11 protein-coding genes and 1 rRNA gene are annotated in these 17,238 nt (G+C 63.9%); 4 read left to right on the top strand and 8 right to left on the bottom strand.

Going from position 1 to position 17,238, the window contains the following annotated elements; translation table 11 throughout:
- Positions 1-55: 55 nt before the first annotated feature.
- The 5 genes from HNO53_RS01920 to HNO53_RS01900 all read right to left on the bottom strand — a co-directional run bounded on the left by HNO53_RS01920 (position 56) and on the right by HNO53_RS01900 (position 7,954).
- Positions 56-1,595 (bottom strand): 16S ribosomal RNA (locus HNO53_RS01920).
- Positions 1,596-2,188: 593 nt separating this feature from the next.
- Entirely contained in the window at positions 2,189-5,071 is a 2,883-nt protein-coding gene (locus HNO53_RS01915; protein WP_209475790.1) for an FAD-binding and (Fe-S)-binding domain-containing protein, read from the bottom strand.
- Positions 5,068-5,736, bottom strand: coding sequence for a LutC/YkgG family protein (locus HNO53_RS01910; RefSeq protein ID WP_209475788.1), 669 nt, complete (start codon positions 5,734-5,736; stop codon positions 5,068-5,070). The genes HNO53_RS01915 and HNO53_RS01910 overlap by 4 nt, the downstream gene beginning before the upstream one ends.
- Complete coding sequence (locus HNO53_RS01905) at positions 5,733-7,202, bottom strand: LutB/LldF family L-lactate oxidation iron-sulfur protein (protein WP_209475786.1); 1,470 nt, start codon at positions 7,200-7,202, stop codon at positions 5,733-5,735. The genes HNO53_RS01910 and HNO53_RS01905 overlap by 4 nt, the downstream gene beginning before the upstream one ends.
- Positions 7,199-7,954: a (Fe-S)-binding protein gene (locus HNO53_RS01900; protein WP_209475784.1), complete on the bottom strand. Its 756-nt coding sequence runs from the start codon at positions 7,952-7,954 to the stop codon at positions 7,199-7,201. Before HNO53_RS01900 ends, HNO53_RS01905 begins: the two co-directional genes overlap by 4 nt.
- A gap of 303 nt (positions 7,955-8,257) precedes the next feature.
- On the opposite strand from HNO53_RS01900, the gene HNO53_RS01895 reads away from it, so the two are divergent.
- The 3 genes from HNO53_RS01895 to HNO53_RS01885 are packed head-to-tail and all read left to right on the top strand — an operon-like array spanning position 8,258 to position 12,333.
- Positions 8,258-9,031, top strand: coding sequence for a GntR family transcriptional regulator (locus HNO53_RS01895; protein WP_209475782.1), 774 nt, complete (start codon positions 8,258-8,260; stop codon positions 9,029-9,031).
- 10 nt (positions 9,032-9,041) lie between these two features.
- A complete protein-coding gene (locus tag HNO53_RS01890; RefSeq protein ID WP_242597515.1) occupies positions 9,042-10,958 on the top strand; it encodes a sensor histidine kinase in 1,917 nt (638 codons plus the stop codon).
- Positions 10,951-12,333, top strand: coding sequence for a sigma-54-dependent transcriptional regulator (locus HNO53_RS01885; RefSeq protein ID WP_209475778.1), 1,383 nt, complete (start codon positions 10,951-10,953; stop codon positions 12,331-12,333). Before HNO53_RS01890 ends, HNO53_RS01885 begins: the two co-directional genes overlap by 8 nt.
- Here the strand turns inward: HNO53_RS01885 and HNO53_RS01880 are convergent.
- The 3 genes from HNO53_RS01880 to HNO53_RS01870 form a co-directional block, all read right to left on the bottom strand.
- The gene (locus tag HNO53_RS01880) at positions 12,309-12,980 is read right to left on the bottom strand and encodes a metal-dependent hydrolase (protein ID WP_209475776.1); all 672 of its coding nucleotides are present in this window, start codon (positions 12,978-12,980) and stop codon (positions 12,309-12,311) included. The genes HNO53_RS01885 and HNO53_RS01880 overlap by 25 nt on opposite strands.
- A gap of 96 nt (positions 12,981-13,076) precedes the next feature.
- Complete coding sequence (locus tag HNO53_RS01875) at positions 13,077-13,640, bottom strand: gamma carbonic anhydrase family protein (RefSeq protein ID WP_209475774.1); 564 nt, start codon at positions 13,638-13,640, stop codon at positions 13,077-13,079.
- A 43-nt stretch (positions 13,641-13,683) separates the two neighbouring features.
- Positions 13,684-15,024, bottom strand: coding sequence for a sodium-dependent transporter (locus HNO53_RS01870; RefSeq protein WP_209475772.1), 1,341 nt, complete (start codon positions 15,022-15,024; stop codon positions 13,684-13,686).
- Positions 15,025-15,166: 142 nt separating this feature from the next.
- Between HNO53_RS01870 and prlC the strand changes: the two genes are divergently transcribed.
- Complete coding sequence (gene prlC, locus HNO53_RS01865) at positions 15,167-17,218, top strand: oligopeptidase A (RefSeq protein ID WP_209475770.1); 2,052 nt, start codon at positions 15,167-15,169, stop codon at positions 17,216-17,218.
- The last annotated feature ends 20 nt before the right edge of the window (positions 17,219-17,238 follow it).

Below are 17,238 nucleotides of genomic sequence, written 5' to 3'. Positions count from 1 at the left end.
CTGGCCGATCAGGTAATTCATTGTGAGCACTTGCCGCGAGGCGTGATACGTCGTTTAAGGAGGTGATCCAGCCGCAGGTTCCCCTACGGCTACCTTGTTACGACTTCACCCCAGTCATGAACCACACCGTGGTGATCGCCCTCCCGAAGGTTAGGCTAACCACTTCTGGTGCAGTCCACTCCCATGGTGTGACGGGCGGTGTGTACAAGGCCCGGGAACGTATTCACCGTGACATTCTGATTCACGATTACTAGCGATTCCGACTTCACGGAGTCGAGTTGCAGACTCCGATCCGGACTGAGATCGGCTTTCTGGGATTGGCTTGCCCTCGCGAGCTCGCAACCCTTTGTACCGACCATTGTAGCACGTGTGTAGCCCTACCCGTAAGGGCCATGATGACTTGACGTCGTCCCCACCTTCCTCCGGTTTGTCACCGGCAGTCTCCCTAGAGTTCCCGACCGAATCGCTGGCAAATAGGGACAAGGGTTGCGCTCGTTACGGGACTTAACCCAACATTTCACAACACGAGCTGACGACAGCCATGCAGCACCTGTCTCTGCGTTCCCGAAGGCACCCCTTCGTCTCCGAAGGGTTCGCAGGATGTCAAGGGTAGGTAAGGTTCTTCGCGTTGCATCGAATTAAACCACATGCTCCACCGCTTGTGCGGGCCCCCGTCAATTCATTTGAGTTTTAACCTTGCGGCCGTACTCCCCAGGCGGTCGACTTATCGCGTTAACTGCGCCACAAAGTCCGCGAAGGACCCAACGGCTAGTCGACATCGTTTACGGCGTGGACTACCAGGGTATCTAATCCTGTTTGCTACCCACGCTTTCGCACCTCAGCGTCAGTGTCAGTCCAGAAGGCCGCCTTCGCCACTGGTATTCCTCCCGATCTCTACGCATTTCACCGCTACACCGGGAATTCTACCTTCCTCTCCTGCACTCTAGCCTGACAGTTCCGGATGCCGTTCCCAGGTTGAGCCCGGGGCTTTCACAACCGGCTTATCAAGCCGCCTACGCGCGCTTTACGCCCAGTAATTCCGATTAACGCTTGCACCCTCCGTATTACCGCGGCTGCTGGCACGGAGTTAGCCGGTGCTTCTTCTGTGGGTGATGTCTTCCCTGACGGGTATTAATCGTCAGGCGTTCTTCCCCACTGAAAGTGCTTTACAACCCGAGGGCCTTCTTCACACACGCGGCATGGCTGGATCAGGGTTGCCCCCATTGTCCAATATTCCCCACTGCTGCCTCCCGTAGGAGTTCGGGCCGTGTCTCAGTCCCGATGTGGCTGATCATCCTCTCAGACCAGCTACGGATCGTCGCCTTGGTGAGCCATTACCTCACCAACCAGCTAATCCGACATAGGCTCATCCGATAGCGCAAGGTCCGAAGAGCCCCTGCTTTCTCCCGTAGGACGTATGCGGTATTAGCCTGGGTTTCCCCAGGTTATCCCCCACTACCGGGCAGATTCCTATGCATTACTCACCCGTCCGCCGCTCGCCACCAAGGAGCAAGCTCCCCGTGCTGCCGCTCGACTTGCATGTGTTAGGCCTGCCGCCAGCGTTCAATCTGAGCCATGATCAAACTCTTCAGTTTAAAATCATCGAGTCCTTGCTCGTCCGAAGACGAAAGCGGACCAATCTCGGCTCAAGGTCAAAGCTTCTCAAAAGACCCGAAGGTCTCGACGAGTCGCTTGCCTTGAAATGGTGTGACTTCTCACCACCTCGTCGACAAGCGCCCACATGAATTACCTGATCGATTGTTAAAGAGCGTCTCGCTTGCTGTCGGGGCCGTGAGGCCTCGCCAGCGCCCTGCGAGGAAGGCGTATTCTACTGAAGCGCCGGAGTTTGTCAACTCTCTTCGAGGCCGTCACCGAAATGACCCTGGCATCGAAGACCGGCCTGGGCCGGCGACCGCAAGCCCGCTTGCGGACTTGCTTTCGAGTGAGGCGCATTCTACCGAATCCGCCGCTGGCGTCAAGTGCGAATTTTACGAAGCGAATCGAAAAACCCAAAGCAAGACAGCCACTTACCACTCTTTCCACCGCCTGCAACGTTGCCCGTCGCCGGCAGCGGATACGTACTTTACGCATTCCTCGCAGAGCCCGCAAGGCCTTTCGCAGAAAAAAACGGAACCACGGTGCAAGGCTTATCCACAGCCGCCCAGAGAGCCAAGCAGCTGTGGATGTTTCAGGCCGTGTCGGCCGCCTCCTCGCGCTCGCGACTGGCTCGGTCGAGCAGCGACAGGATCGAACGATACGGGATGCCGCCATGCAGTGACAGCCCGATCTCACAGGTGCGAGAGTTGGAGTACCCCGCCTCGCACTGCCCTACCTGCTCGGCGAGCCCCTTCAGGGCCGAAGCGTTGAGCTCCGGTGTGACCAGCCCCTTGTCCCCGGCGAAGCCGCAGCAGGTGATCTCGGCTGGCACCACGACCTCACGGGCACAAGCCCGCGCCAGGGCCACCATATGCTCGCCCAATCCCATATGCGTGCTTGAACAGGTCACGTGCACGGCCACGCGTTCATCGAGAGGAATCACGTCGAGGCGCGGCAGCAAATGATCGTGAGCGAAGGACACCGGCTCCTGTACGCTAAGACGCTCATCCAGCCGCCCCCGCATGTGCAATACGCAGGGGCTGGTATCGCTGAGGATCGGGTAACGCCCGTTCTGGCTGGCCACCAGCAGCTCTCGGTTGAGCTCACGCGCCTTATGCGTCGCCTCTTCGAACTGTCCCTTGGATTGGAAGGCCATGCCGCAGCACAGGTGGCCCGTCATCTCGGGCACGACCACCTCGAAGCCGGCCTTGTCGAGCAGCGAAAGGGTGATTTCCATGATCGAGCGCTTTTCACTGTCGCCATGGGAAGCCCCGAACACGCGAGTAGCGCAAGAAGGTAGGTAGACCACTTTGTCACGCACGCTGTCAGTGACGCGCTCCCGGCCCAGCACACGTACCGGAGCCGCCTTGGGCAGAGTAGGTATCCATTGAGGTACGCGACCACCACTCGCCTGGGTAATGGCTCCGCTGAACTTGGAAAGCCCTCGCTCGCCGAGCATGGCCCGCCCGGTACTCGCCAGGTTGAGCATGCCTCGCGCCACGCGCGTGGTGCCGGAGAAGTGCCGTCCCACTCGGCGCGCCATGTCGGCATGCGGTGCCAGCCGCTCATGGCGCATCTCGCGAACCAGCTCACCGGTATTGATCCCTACCGGGCACTGGGTGGCGCATAGGCCGTCGACGGCGCACGTCTCATCACCGGCATAGCGGTAATCCATACGCAAGCGCTCGAGCCGTTCGGCCTCCTCGCGTGCGAGGCTTTCGCCTAACGCCTCGAGCCTGGCCATCTCGCGAGCAGCAACGATGCGCTGTCGCGGCGTGAGCGTGAGATCCCGCGAAGGACAGACGTGCTCGCAGAAGCCGCACTCTATGCATTTGTCGACGATGGGATCGGCTGCCGGCAACGGCTTGAGGTTCTCCAGGTGCAGGGTCGGGTTGCGGCTGAGAATGACGTCGGGGTTGAGCAGATTCTCGGGGTCGAACAGCGCCTTGATCCGCCACATCAGCGCGTAGGCCTCGGGGCCCCATTCCAGTTCGACGTAGGGCGCCATGTTGCGCCCGGTACCGTGCTCGGCCTTGAGCGAGCCGCCGTACTCTACACCGACCAGCTGTGCCACTTCGTCCATCAATGCCTGATAGCGTTCCACCTCGCCGGGTTTCTCGAAGCCCTGCGGGAAGACGAAGTGCAAGTTGCCCTCCAGGGCGTGGCCGAACAGGATCGCCTCGGGATAGCCATGGCGATGGAAGGTATCGGTCAGCGCCAGCACGCCCTCATCGAGGCGCTCGATGGGAAAGGCGACATCCTCGATGATTACCGTGGTGCCGGTATCGCGCACCGCACCCACGGCGGGAAAGAGTCCCTTGCGGATCTTCCAGTAGAGTTCGTAAATGCTCTTTTCGCGGGTGAAGGTCACCGGCTCCAGGGTATGAATGCCCTCGAAGATCGCCTGCACCGCCTCGAGCCGCGCCTGGAGCTCCGCCTCGTCGTTGCCACGCACGTCGATCAGCAGCGCTGCCGCCCCATCAGGCAAGCGCTTGAGCTCTTCCGGCATGCCCGGCTTGCTCTCCACCGAGCGCAGCGCGGCGCGATCCATCAGTTCCACTGCTGAGACCGGCGCCGTCTTTAGCGCGATGGTGGCGCGACAAGTGGTGGCCATGTCGGCCAGGAAGACCAGCGCCGCGGCCTTGTGCGGTTCGTCGACGACGGTGTCGTAGGTAATGGTGCTGATGAAGCCGAGCGTGCCCTCGGAGCCGATCATCAGGTGCTTGAGGATCTCGATGCCGTCGTCGAAGTCGACAAGGCTGTTGAGCGCATAGCCGGTGGTGTTCTTGAGTCGGTACTTGTGGCGGATCCTCTCCGCCAGCGCCGCGTTGGCCCGGGTCTCGGCGGAGAGCTGCTCGAGCCCCTCGACGAGTTCGGCATGGCTGCGCCGGAATGCCTCGCGGCTGGCCGGGTCGGCGGTGTCCAGGCGGGTGCCGTCGGCCAGGATCACGCGCATGTCGCGCACCGTGCGATAGCTGTTCTGCGCCGTACCGCAGCACATGCCAGAGGCGTTGTTAGCCGCGATGCCGCCCACCATGCAGCTGTTGATGGAGGCGGGGTCGGGGCCGATCTTGCGTCCGAAGGAGGTAAGCAGCTGATTGGCCCGTGCGCCGATGACCCCGGGCTGCAGGAGGATCGCCCGGCCATTGTCGAGGATCTCGTGCCCACGCCAGCCCTCGCGCAGTTGAATCAGCACCGAATCGGTGACCGCCTGCCCTGAGAGCGAGGTACCGGCAGCACGAAAGGTGACCGGAAGGCCGCGCTTGCGACAACCGGCCAGCACCGCCATCAGCTCATCCTCGTCGGCGGGACGAACCACCAGCTTGGGGATGAGCCGATAGAAGCTGGCGTCGGTGCCGTAAGCCAGGGTACGCAGCGGATCGTCGATCAGCCGCTCGGCGGGCATGACCGCGAGCAGCTCCTGCTTGAGCTCCTGCCAGGCATCGACAGTTGGCGCCCTCGTTGCAGCGCTCATGGGCGCTCCTCGGCGTGGCGCAGCAGCACGACCAGCTCGCGTGGACCGTGCACGCCATAGGCCAGGGTCTGTTCGATGTCCGCGGTCTTGCTCGGGCCGGAGATCAACAGCGCATTGGTGGGCATGCTCGTGGCCCAGCCATGGGCTTCGACCACATCGAAGAAGGTGTCTTCGATGGTATCGGCATCGAGCACGGCGATATGGATCGGCGGTACCAGGCTCAGCAGACGCGGTTCATCGGGAGTCGGCCACAGCCACAGGCTGCCGGTCTCGGCGATGGCACCGCGCGTGGAGGTCAGGCCGGCATCGGTGTCGTGGAACTGCTCGTGTCGCCAGGTCTCGATATCGCGATCGGCATCGATCAGGGTGACGTCACCTTCGGCCAGGGCGGCACGCGCCTCGGCAGCGACGTGGTGCTCCCGCCCCAGCGCCAGGCGGCGAATGCCCTTGGCCTCGAGCACCTCGGCCAGTGTCGCGGTCCAGTCAGCCCGAGTAGTGTGAATCACTTCGCCGTGGACCGAGGTGATCCAGCGCTCGAAGCGCGCCAGCCGCTCCTCCCGGCTCCAGCCACGCCCGGTGACCACGGCGAAGTCGCTCTGCGGCGCCGCCAGCGGCCCATCGGTGCGCTCACGCAGGCGCCTGAGAATATTGTCGCGGGCGCTCATGAGCGTTCCTCCCCGTCGGCTTTGTCTGCCTGAAGATGCTTGGCCTTGTGCTGTTTAACCAAGGCATGCAGCGACACCTTGGCCGGCCTGGGCGCGGTGCGGTAGTCCGTCCACGGCCCCAGCTTCGAGGGCATCAGCGCCTGCAGCTTGCCGGCAATGAACGTGCTGCTGCGCCAGACCCCGGGGTGCGTGGCCAGCCACTGGAAGCCCTTCCACGCCGCTGCTTCCTTCTTGGTCCGCTTGACGCCGGCACCGGGCACGTTGCCGCGCCCCTCGCCCACCGCCTCGCGGCGCAGGCGTACCAGCAGATCGGGAATCGGGATCTTCACCGGGCAAACCTCGCCGCAGGCACCGCACAGGCTCGAGGCGGTGGGCAGGTCCTTGGTCGCCTCCAGCCCCATCATGTGCGGCATCAGGATGCTGCCGATGGGGCCGGGGTAGGTGGTGCCGTATGTGTGGCCGCCCACCCGGGTATAGACCGGGCAGTGATTCATGCAGGCGCCACAGCGGATGCAGCGCAGGGTGTCGAGCAGTTCGTCGTCCTGGTAGATATTGGAGCGGCCGCTATCGACCAGCACCAGATGGACCTCCTCAGGTCCATCATGCTCGCCGGGCTTTCTCGGCGAACTTATCATGTTGAAGTAGGTGGTGACGTGCTGACCGGTGGCAGAACGGGTCAGCAGCGCGTAGAGCGGCGGCACGTCGCGCAGGTGCTCGACCACCTTCTCGATGCCGGTCACGGCGATGTGCACCGGCGGCACGGCGGTGGTCATGCGGCCGTTGCCTTCATTCTCCACCAAACACAGGGTACCGGTCTCGGCCACGGCGAAGTTGACCCCCGACACCCCCACGTCGGCGGCCATGAAGCGCTCGCGCAGCTGGGCCCGCGCGGCGGCGGTCATGTAGTCCACGTCACGGGTCCGCTCGGTACCGGTCCTAGTGTGCATGATATCGGAGATCTCATCGGTATTGAGATGGATCGCCGGCATGATGATGTGCGAGGGCGTCTGCTCGTTGAGCTGTACCAGGTATTCACCGAGGTCGGACTCCAGCGCCTCGATGCCCGCCTCTTCCAGGTGGGCATTGAGATGCATCTCCTCGGAAACCATCGACTTGCCCTTGATCACCGACTTGGCCTCGTGGCGCTCGCAGATCTCGCGGATGATGCGGCATGCCTCGTCGCCGCTCTCGGCCCAGTGCACCTGGATACCATTGGCCCGGCAGTTGGCCTCGAGCCGCTCGAGCAGGTCGGGCAGCTTGGCAAGCGCCCGTAGACGAATGTTGGCGCCCAGTTCGCGCAGGGTCTCGAGATCCCAGTCGCTGAACACATCGCGCCGCTTGGCCATCAGGCCATCCATCGCCTTGCGAAAATTGGCACGGATTTGAGGATTGCCCAGGGCATCGTGGGCCTGACGATGGAATTCGCGGGGGGTAAAGGTCTGCACCGGCTCTTGCGCTGCGCTCATGAAGTTCTCCGCCACAGGTAGCTGGCGATGTGCTCACCCTCGACACTCTTCTTCTGGTGCTCGAAACGCCCGGCGATGTTCATCAGGCAACCGCAGTCCGAGGTGACGAAACGTTTCGCCCCCGTGGCCTCGATCGCCTGGGTCTTGTCCTCGACCATGGCTGCAGAAACCTCGGGATGGCGCACGGCGAAAGTGCCGCCGAAGCCACAGCACTCGGCAGCACGGGCCTGCTCTACCAGTTCGACCTGCCCCATGCGTGCGAGCAGCGTGGGGCCGGTATCGGCCAGCCCCATTTCGCGCCGGGCGCTGCAAGAGGTATGCATGGCCACCTTTTCCGGCTGACCGCGATCCTCGAGCCGCAGGTGGCAGACGTGCACCAGAAACTCGGTCAACTCATAGATTCGCCCCGCCACCTCGTTGGCATGCCCTTCAAGCTCGGTACCGACGAAAAGCTGCGGATAGTGGGTACGCATCATGCCGCCGCACGATCCCGATGGCACCACGATCGGCCAAGGCTCGGGAAAGAGAGCGAGTTGTGCTGCCGCCACGGCCCGAGCCTCATCGTGATAGCCCGACGTATAGGCCGGTTGGCCGCAGCAGGTCTGGTCCTGCGGAAACAGCACCTCGATGCCTTCGCGCTCCAGCAAGCGAACACCATCCAGGCCAGCGTCAGGGTAGAAGAGATCTATCAGGCAGGTGCCGAAGAAGTAGACCTTCTCCGGCTTGGGTGGGTACAGCTTGACTGGCGTCATGAGGCTCCCTCACTGTCGGCCCGCAGGCAGGCAGTCCCGCTGCCCACCGTCTGATTATAATTGGTAAAACCAATTTACCGAAAAAGATCGTTGAACCTTAGGACTCACCGCGCCCCGTGTCAACGCCGGACATCCCCATATCCTTCAGATTCGCATAGACTTTCGTCTATCAACACCTAGCTTCTACTGCAGCCAAGTAAGATTGAAGGCCGCATGCCCTTCACCTATTTGCAAGATGGCACGTTTCAGGTCAATATTGGTAAGACCAATTAGGCGAGCATCGACTCTTTCAGGAAGATTCGCATGACCTATCAAAACGTGCGCCAGCCGCGACTGGCAGACGTCATCACCGAACGTCTCGAGGCGATGATCCTCGAGGGCAGTCTCAAGCCCGGCCAGCGGCTGCCGCCGGAGCGCGAGCTGGCCGAGCGCTTTGGCGTTTCGCGCCCCTCGCTGCGCGAGGCCATTCAGAAATTGGCGACTCGCGGCCTGCTCACCAGCCGTCAGGGCGGCGGCACTTTCGTCACCCGCGAACTCAACAGCGGTTACAGCGACCCGCTGCTCGACATGCTGGCCAGGCATCAGGAGTTCCACCTGGACCTGCTCGAGTTCCGTGACGCCATGGAAGGCATTTCGGCCTATTATGCCGCCCTGCGCTCTACCCCGGCCGATCGCGCCATGCTGATCAAACGCTTCGAAGAGCTGGAAGCGTGCTTTGCCGGTCGCGATCCGGAGCTGGAAGCCAAGGCGGACGCCGCCTTCCACCTGGCCATTGCCGAAGCGGCACACAACGTTCTATTGCTGCATACCATTCGCGGTATCTTTCATCTGTTGGAAAAAAGCATAGTCGACAACCTGGCGCACCTGTTCGAGAAGCCGCAGTCTCGGCCACTGCTGATGAAGCAGCACCGTGCCTTGCTCGATGCCATCCTCGAGGGACGGGCCGAGGACGCACGAGCGCGCTCCCATGAGCATTTGGTGTTCGTCGAGGAGGAGCTGCTGGAGATGGAGCGTGCCGAGACCCGCGCTCAGCGCGCCCTGCGACGCGCCCAGGCATTGCCTGAAATTCAGCTGTAAGGAGCGTCTGGTGAAAGGCCCGCATCGCCCACCCCGCCTGCCGCTGTCCCTGCGTCGGCTCCTTCTGCTGTTACTGCCACTGGGCCTGTTCGCAGTCATGTGGCAGGCAGCCCAGGTCGCTCGCGAACAGGCCCTGCTGACTCTGGTGAGAGAAGCCGAAAATGAGCTGCGCCTGTCCGCTGCCGGGCTGGAAGGACACCTGACACGTCACGACTACCTGCCCCAGCTGCTCGCCTCGCGCGAGATGGTGAAGCGCTTCCTGCTCAACCGTGAGCGGCAAAACCCCATGCCGCTCAACCTGCTGCTCGACCAGTTCCGCGCCACGGCCGACGTCTCGGACGTCTATCTACTGGATGCGAACGCGAACACCGTGGCGGCCAGCAACTGGCACCGGCCCGACACTTTCATTGGCCAGAACTATGCGTTCCGCAGCTATTACCAGGATGCCATCGAGGGCAGGCGCGGCCGTTTCTACGGCCTGGGCGTGCAGTCGCTCGAACGCGGTTACTATTTTTCTGCCCCGGTGTGGCTCGACGACACCGCTCCCAACGCTCGGCCCAGCGGAGTGATGGTGATCAAGGTACTGCTCGACGCCATCGAAGCGAGCTGGGCCGAGCAGGATGCTGAGCTGATGGTAACCGACGAGGACGATATCATCTTCATGGCCAGCCATCCCTCGCTGCGCATGGCCGCGCTGCATCCGCTTTCCGAGGAGGAGCGTCAAGCGCTGCTGGCCACTCGCCGCTATGCCGACGAACCCTTGACCCACTCCGGCATCGAGATTTTTGCGCATCGTGATGATGGCAGCGAACTGGTTCGCTTCACTCAGGGAGCACTGAGCGGCGGTCGCTATCTTGGCCTGGCCCGCCATATGGAAGCGTTCGGCTGGGACATGCACATCCTCAAGCCGCTGGATTCGGTCTACAGCGCGCAGTGGTTGGCGGCCGCGCTGGCCGGAGGACTCTACGGTGTGGTGACGCTGGCGGGCGGTATCGGCTGGCAGCGTCTGCGCCTGCGCCGGGAGAGGGAGCTGTTCGCCGAACGCGAGCGACAGACCCTGGCTCACGCCCGTGACGAGCTGGAGCGTAATGTCGAACATCGCACCCGCGACCTGCTGGAGACCAACCGCCGCCTCTCCGATGAGATCGAGGAGCGCCGACGGGCCGAAGAGAACCTTCGCCAGACCCGCGACGAGCTGATCCAGGCCGCCAAACTCGCCGTACTCGGTCAGTTGGCGGCCGGCATCAACCATGAGCTCAACCAGCCCCTGGCCGCCATTCGCGCCTATGCCGAGAATGCACGCGCCTTCCTCGAGCGACAGCGCCTGGAGGCCGCGGATGCCAACCTGGCTCAGGTCGTCGAGCTGACCGAGCGCATGGCCGAGATCAGTGCCCAGTTGCGTCAGTTTTCACGCAAGAGCGACAGCTCACTGACGGCGGTGTCGGTGCAGGCCTGTTTCGACTATGCGCTGCGGCTCTACCAGAACCGCTTGCATGATGTCGACGTGGTACGCTGCTGGGAAAACGAAGTCTGGGTACGCGCCGACCTGGTGCGCCTCGAACAGGTACTGGTCAACCTGATCGGCAATGCGCTGCAGGCCATGACGGAGTCGCCCACACCCAGGCTGCTCCTGGGCGTCGAGGTCGAACCGGCCCAGGTGCGGATCAGCGTCACCGATACCGGCCCGGGGATACCCGAGCCGCACCTGTCGCGGGTCTTCGAGCCCTTCTTCACCACCAAGTCGCCGGGCAGCGGCCTGGGCCTGGGCCTGTCGATTTCGGCACGCATCATCAAGGATCTTGGAGGCAGCATCGAGGCCACCAACCAGCCTGGCGCCGGCGCATGCTTCACCATTACCCTGCCCCGTGAGGAGCGTCCCGACACCTCACCGACATCGCCAACCCAGGAGCAGCGCTCACATGCATGATCCGGCAGCCACTCCGGTACTGATCATCGACGACGAACCCCACCTGCGTATCACTGCCGGCCAGACCCTGGAACTGGCCGGCTATTTGCCGGAACCCCACGCCAGTGCCGAGAGCGCTCTGGCAGCGCTCTCGCCCGACTTTGCCGGGGTGATCGTCAGCGATATCCGCATGCCCGGCATGGATGGCATGGCCCTGCTGCGCGAAGTACGCCTGCGCGACCCGGACCTGCCGGTGATCCTCATTACCGGCCATGGTGACATCTCCACCGCCGTGGAAGCCATGCGCGAGGGGGCCTGGGACTTTCTGGAAAAGCCCTTCGCCGGCGAGCGGCTGGTCGAAATGGTGCGCCGCGGCGCCGAAAAACGCCGCCTGAGTCTGGAAAATCGTCAGCTTAAGGCCGAACTGGAAGCGCAGCAGGCGGCGCCTGGCCCGCGCCTGGTGGGCCGCACCCCGGCCATTCAGCGCCTCGCTTCCATGGTGCAGCGCATCGCCCAGGTGGAAACCGACGTGCTGCTGTTCGGTGAAACCGGCACCGGCAAGGACCTGGTGGCGCGCGCCATCCACGAGCGCAGCCCACGTGGCGGACACGCCTTCGTCGCCATCAACTGCGGCGCGGTACCGGAGAGCATCATCGAGTCGGAGCTGTTCGGTCATGAGAAAGGCGCCTTCACCGGCGCCGTGGAGCGGCGCATTGGCAAGTTCGAATACGCCAATGGCGGCACCGTGTTCCTCGACGAGATCGAATCCATGCCGCTGGCGCTGCAGGTCAAGCTGCTACGGGTACTGCAGGAACGCTGCGTCGAGCGCCTCGGCGCCAACGAGGCCGTGCCGCTGGACATTCGCGTGATCGCCGCGACCAAGGTTGACCTCAAGTTGGCCGCCGAGGCCGGGGAGTTCCGCGAGGATCTCTACTATCGACTTAACGTCGTCACCCTGCCGATCCCACCGCTGCGCGAGAGACGCGAGGACATCCCCCTGCTGTTCCAGCACTTTGCCGTGGTGGCCGCCAACCGCAGCGGCCAGGAAGCCCCCCCGCTGGACGCCAACGGTATCTCGACCCTCATGGCGCATGACTGGCCCGGCAACGTGCGCGAGCTGCGCAACCTGGCCGAGCGATACGTACTGCTGGGATCTGCCTTCGACCATCGCCTCGACGTGCTGCTGGAAGGTGTCGAAGTGGATAATGCCGAGCTTGCCCTGCCACAGCAGGTGGAGCTGTTCGAGAAGAGCGTGATCAGCCAGTCACTGGTCAGCCACCGTGGACGTATCACGGACGTCTGCGAGCACCTTGGCCTGCCGCGCAAGACGCTCTATGACAAGTTGCGCAAGTACGGCCTCAAAGCCGAGGACTACCGCCACAAGGTAATCCCCTGAGCCCACAGCTCCTCCAGAGACGTCCATGATGGCAGCCAGGGTAGCAGGCTTGCCGCAATCAGCAGCATGAGCAGCGAGTTGCCTGGCTCGCGGTAGTCGAACAGCTTGAGGGCGGTGCCGAAGGAGCGCTTGAGCCGCGCACCGGTAAGATCCACGCTGTAGAGTTCGTCGAGCAGCAGGTGGATGCAATACCCCAGCAGCAGCGCCACCCCTTGGGCCCAGGCAAGCCAGGCCGGCTGGCCTAGCCACTGATAGCCGGCAACGCTGGTCGCCAGCCCGCACAGCGCGGCGGCCAACAGCGAATGCCAGATGCCGCGGTGCACGGAAAAACGCTTGAAAATCGGACTGAGCACGAGACGCACCCCGATATAGAGCCCGCCGCACACCATCAGCAGTGCCCCTGGCTCGAGCTGGGCATGGAGCAGGAGCACGCCCACTGCCACCACCATCACGGCCATGGTATTGAAGATCAGACGCACGGCATGGGAGTGGTCGGCGTCGATGTCGGGCAGGATGCCGCCGAAGGCGGTCAAGGCACCGAGCGGCAGTGCCTCCCCCAGAGTCCAGAGCCCGCCCTGCCAGCCGGCAACGGCCAGCAGGACACCGCCACCCACGGCGGCACTGAGATGGGTACGAAAGTCGGCCATGCCGGGCAAACCCCAAGTTACTGGATAAAAAAACAGATTATTGCTTGCCCGGCGCAGAAAAACAAAGGCTTGTCGTTATAATAGGGAGGCGTGGCGTTACTCTTCAGATGCCTCGCCACACTCGGCCAGGTACTGGTCCTTCAGCTTCACGTAGTTGCCCGCGGTATAAGGAAAGAAGGCTCGCTCCTTGTCCTTGAGCGGGCGCAGCGCCTTGGCCGGATTCCCGGCATAGACGAAGCCGCCCTCGAGACGCTTGCCCGGCGTCACCACGGCACCGGCAGCGATGATCACCTCATCTTCGACGACCGCTCCGTCCATGACGATGGCACCCATCCCCACCAGGATTCGGCTACCCAGGGTGCAGCCGTGCAGGATCGCCTTGTGGCCGATGGTAACGTCGTCGCCGATGGTCAAGGGAAAGCCGCCGGGATTGAAATCGCTGGCGTGGGTGATGTGCAGCACGCTGCCATCCTGCACGCTGGTCCGAGCCCCGATGCGGATACGGTGCATGTCGCCCCGAACCACCACCATGGGCCAGACCGAGCAGTCGTCACCCAGCACCACATCGCCCAGCACCACACTGGCCGGGTCGACATAGACCCTTGCGCCCAGGGTAGGTCGCGCGCCCTGCCAGCTACGGATAGGATCGTTCGTGCTCATGCATGTCTCCAGGCCGGCACTTGGGCCGGTCGCATCCAGTGGTTTACAACAGCCCGGCCATCAGCACCACGGCCGCCAGGGGGATCGAAACCCAGCGTACCACCAAGTGCCACAGGCGAAAGCCTGCCCCGCCGGCCCCCAGGGCGGCCTGCGCCTCCTCGCGCGGCATGATCCGTACGGCAAAGGTGGCGATCAGCAGCCCACCTACCGGCAGGAAGATCTCGGTGGGAATGGTGGTGACCAGATCGAAGGGGGTCATGCCGAAGAGGGGGCGCCATTCGGCGAGGGTCGAGAACGACAGCACCGACAGCAGCCCCACCAGCCACACGGAGACGCCGATCAGCGCAGCGGCCTTGCCGCGGCTCAGTCCCAGCCCTTGCAGTGTAGCGACCATGGGCTCGGCCAGGTTGATCGACGAAGTCCAGGTAGCCAGCAGCAGCAGCAGGAAGAACACGCTTAGCCACAGCGCCCCCCAGGGCAGCTCGGCAAAGGCGATGGGCAGGGTGACGAACATCAGCCCCGGTCCCTCGCCGGGATCCATACCCTGGCTGAAGACCACCGAGAAGATGGCAATACCGGCCAGCAGCGCCACGCTGACATCGAGGACGGCTACCGCCCCGGCCGCACGCGGCAGGCTTTGACGCTCGGGCATGTAGGCACCGTAGGCCATCAGGGCGCAGGCGCCTACCGCCAGGGTGAAAAAGGCGTGCCCCATGGCGTGCATCACCACCTGCGGCGTGATGGCGGAAACGTCCGGCCGGAACAGCCAGATCAGCGCCGTGCCGAACCCGTCGGTGGTGGCGGCGTAGCCGGCAAGCAGTGCCAGCAAGAGGTAGAGCAGCGGCATCAACAGGTTATTGAGACGCTCAAGGCCCTTGGCGACACCCGCCGCCACCACCGTCATTGTCATGAACAGGAACAGCGTGTGGTTGAAGGTCATGCGGCGCGGGTCACCGAGGAAGCTCTCGAAGCCGGCCGCGATCTCGGCGGCACTGCGCCCGTCGAAGTCGCCGTTGACTGCCGAGATGAGAAACTCGATGGACCAGCCCGAGACCACCGAGTAGAACGACAGAATGCAGAACACGGTGAAGGCACCGAACAGCCCCAGCAATCGCCAGTAAGGGCTGGCCCCGGCCTGGCCGGCCAGGTGTCCCAATGACTGCATGGGCGCGCGCCGCCCGGCGCGGCCGATCATGATTTCCGCCATCATCACCGGCAGCCCCAGCAGCAGCACGAAGACCACATAGAGCATCAGGAAAGCGGCCCCCCCGTTTTCACCGGTGATGTACGGGAAGCGCCAGATGTTGCCCAGCCCCACTGCCGCGCCCGTCACCGCCAGAATGAAGGCCCGCCGCGTACTCCAGCGCTCCAGGGTTTCGTTCATGCCGTCACCTCGACTTTCGTGGAGGCGCAAGCCTATCAGGCCGGCCCGCCGCCACCAATCCCCATGGCGGGATTGAAACCGGTCGCCGACGGCCGCATCTAATTGCTATTCCGCCAACCCGCCACTGCAACCCGAGGTGCGCATGCCCCACAATCCGCTGCTCGAGCCCCATGAGCTGCCCCCTTTCGACGAGATCAAGCCGGAGCACGTGGTACCGGCGATTGACAAGCTGCTTGCCGACAATCGCACCAGCACCGAGGCGCTGGTCGAGCGTGCACAGCGGGAGGCGCCGACCTGGGAGAGCCTGGCCGCTCCGCTCGAGGCGCTCAACGACCGGCTGTCCCAAGCCTGGTCGCCGGTGTCGCACCTCAATGGCACCATGAACTCGCCTGCCCTGCGCGAGGCGTATCAGGCCTGCCTGGGCAAGCTCTCGGACTACAGCACCTGGCTCGGCCAGCACGAGGGACTGTTCCGTGTCTGGCAGTCCCTCAAGGAGGGGCCGGCCTGGGCGCAGCTGGACGAGGCGCAGCGTCGCTGCGTCGACAATACCCTGCGCGACTTCCGCCTCGCCGGCGTGGATCTGCCGGCGGAGAAGAAGCGTCGCTATGGCGAGATCAAGTCGCGCCTGTCGGAACTCTCCAACACCTTTTCCAACCAGCTGCTGGATGCGACCCAGGCCTGGCACAAGGACCTTGAGGATGAAACGAGGCTGGCCGGGCTGCCGGAAAGCGCCCTGGCGACCCTGGCCGCCAATGCCGAAGCCAAGGGCGTAAAGGGCTATCGCATCACCCTCGACTTCCCTAGCTTCTATCCAGTGCTGACCTTCGCCGAGGATCGCGAGCTGCGCCGCGAGGTGTATACCGCCTTCGTTACCCGCGCCTCGGATCAGGGCCCCCATGCCGGCGAGAATGACAACGCGCCGATCATCGAGGAGACACTGGCCCTGCGCCATGAATTGGCCGAGCTGCTCGGTTTCGCCAGCTATGCAGAACTGTCACTGGTGACCAAGATGGCAGAATCCCCCCGCCAAGTGCTGGATTTCCTCGACGATCTGGCCCGCCGCGCAGTGCCCCAGGCACGGCAAGAATTCGCCGAACTGGAGGCCTATGCGCACGAGACCCTGGGCCTCGCCGAGCTGGCGCCATGGGATGTCGGCTATGCCAGCGAGAAGCTGCGCGAGGCACGCCACGCCATTTCCCAGGAGCAGTTGCGACCCTACTTCCCGGCACCGCGGGTGGTCGACGGCCTGTTCCAGGTGGTCGAGCGACTCTACGGCGTCAGCGTCGAAGAAGCTCTCGACGCACCCCGCTATCATCCCGAAGTCCGCTACTTCCGCATTCTCGAGCACGGTGAGCCGATCGCCGGTTTCTATCTCGATCTCTACGCCCGCGAGGGCAAGCGCGGCGGCGCCTGGATGGATGAGTGCCGGGTGCGCCGTCGCCGCGAGGATGGCGGCCTGCAGCTGCCGGTGGCCTACCTGACCTGCAACTTCACCCGTCCGGTGGGCGACCGGCCGGCGCTGCTGACCCACGACGAAGTCACCACACTGTTCCATGAGTTCGGCCATGGCCTGCACCACATGCTGACCCGCCAGACCGTGGCCGAGGTGTCCGGCATCAACGGCGTGGCCTGGGATGCGGTGGAACTGCCCAGCCAGTTCATGGAGAACTACTGCTGGGAGCGCGAGGGTCTCGACCTGATCGCCGGCCACGTCGACAGCGGCGCGCCGCTGCCCGCCGAGCTGCTGGAGCGCCTGCAGGCGGCCAAGAACTTCCAGTCGGCCATGGGCCTGGTGCGCCAGCTCGAGTTCTCGCTGTTCGACTTGCGCCTCCATCATGAGCTCAGCGCGCCCACGGCGGCCGAGGTGCAGACCCTGCTCGACGAGGTGCGCGATGCCGTCTCGGTCGTCCCGAAGGCCGGCTTCAACCGCTTCCAGAACGGCTTCAGCCATATCTTCGCCGGTGGCTATGCGGCAGGTTACTACAGCTACAAGTGGGCCGAAGTGCTCTCCGCCGATGCCTGGAGCGCCTTCGAGGAGGCCGGCATCTTCGATTCCGACACCGGACGCCGCTTCCGCAGCGAGATCCTCGAGCAGGGTGGCGCCCGCGATGCCGCGGAGCTGTTCCGTGCCTTCCGCGGCCGCGAGCCCAGCGTCGAGCCGCTGCTGCGGCACAGCGGCATTCGGGCCGCCTGACAGCAACGACCGGGCGCGGT

The organism is Billgrantia antri (genome assembly GCF_017868935.1).
Taxonomy (GTDB): Bacteria; Pseudomonadota; Gammaproteobacteria; order Pseudomonadales; family Halomonadaceae; genus Halomonas; species Halomonas antri.
This window is presented reverse-complemented; position numbering and strand designations above follow the sequence as displayed.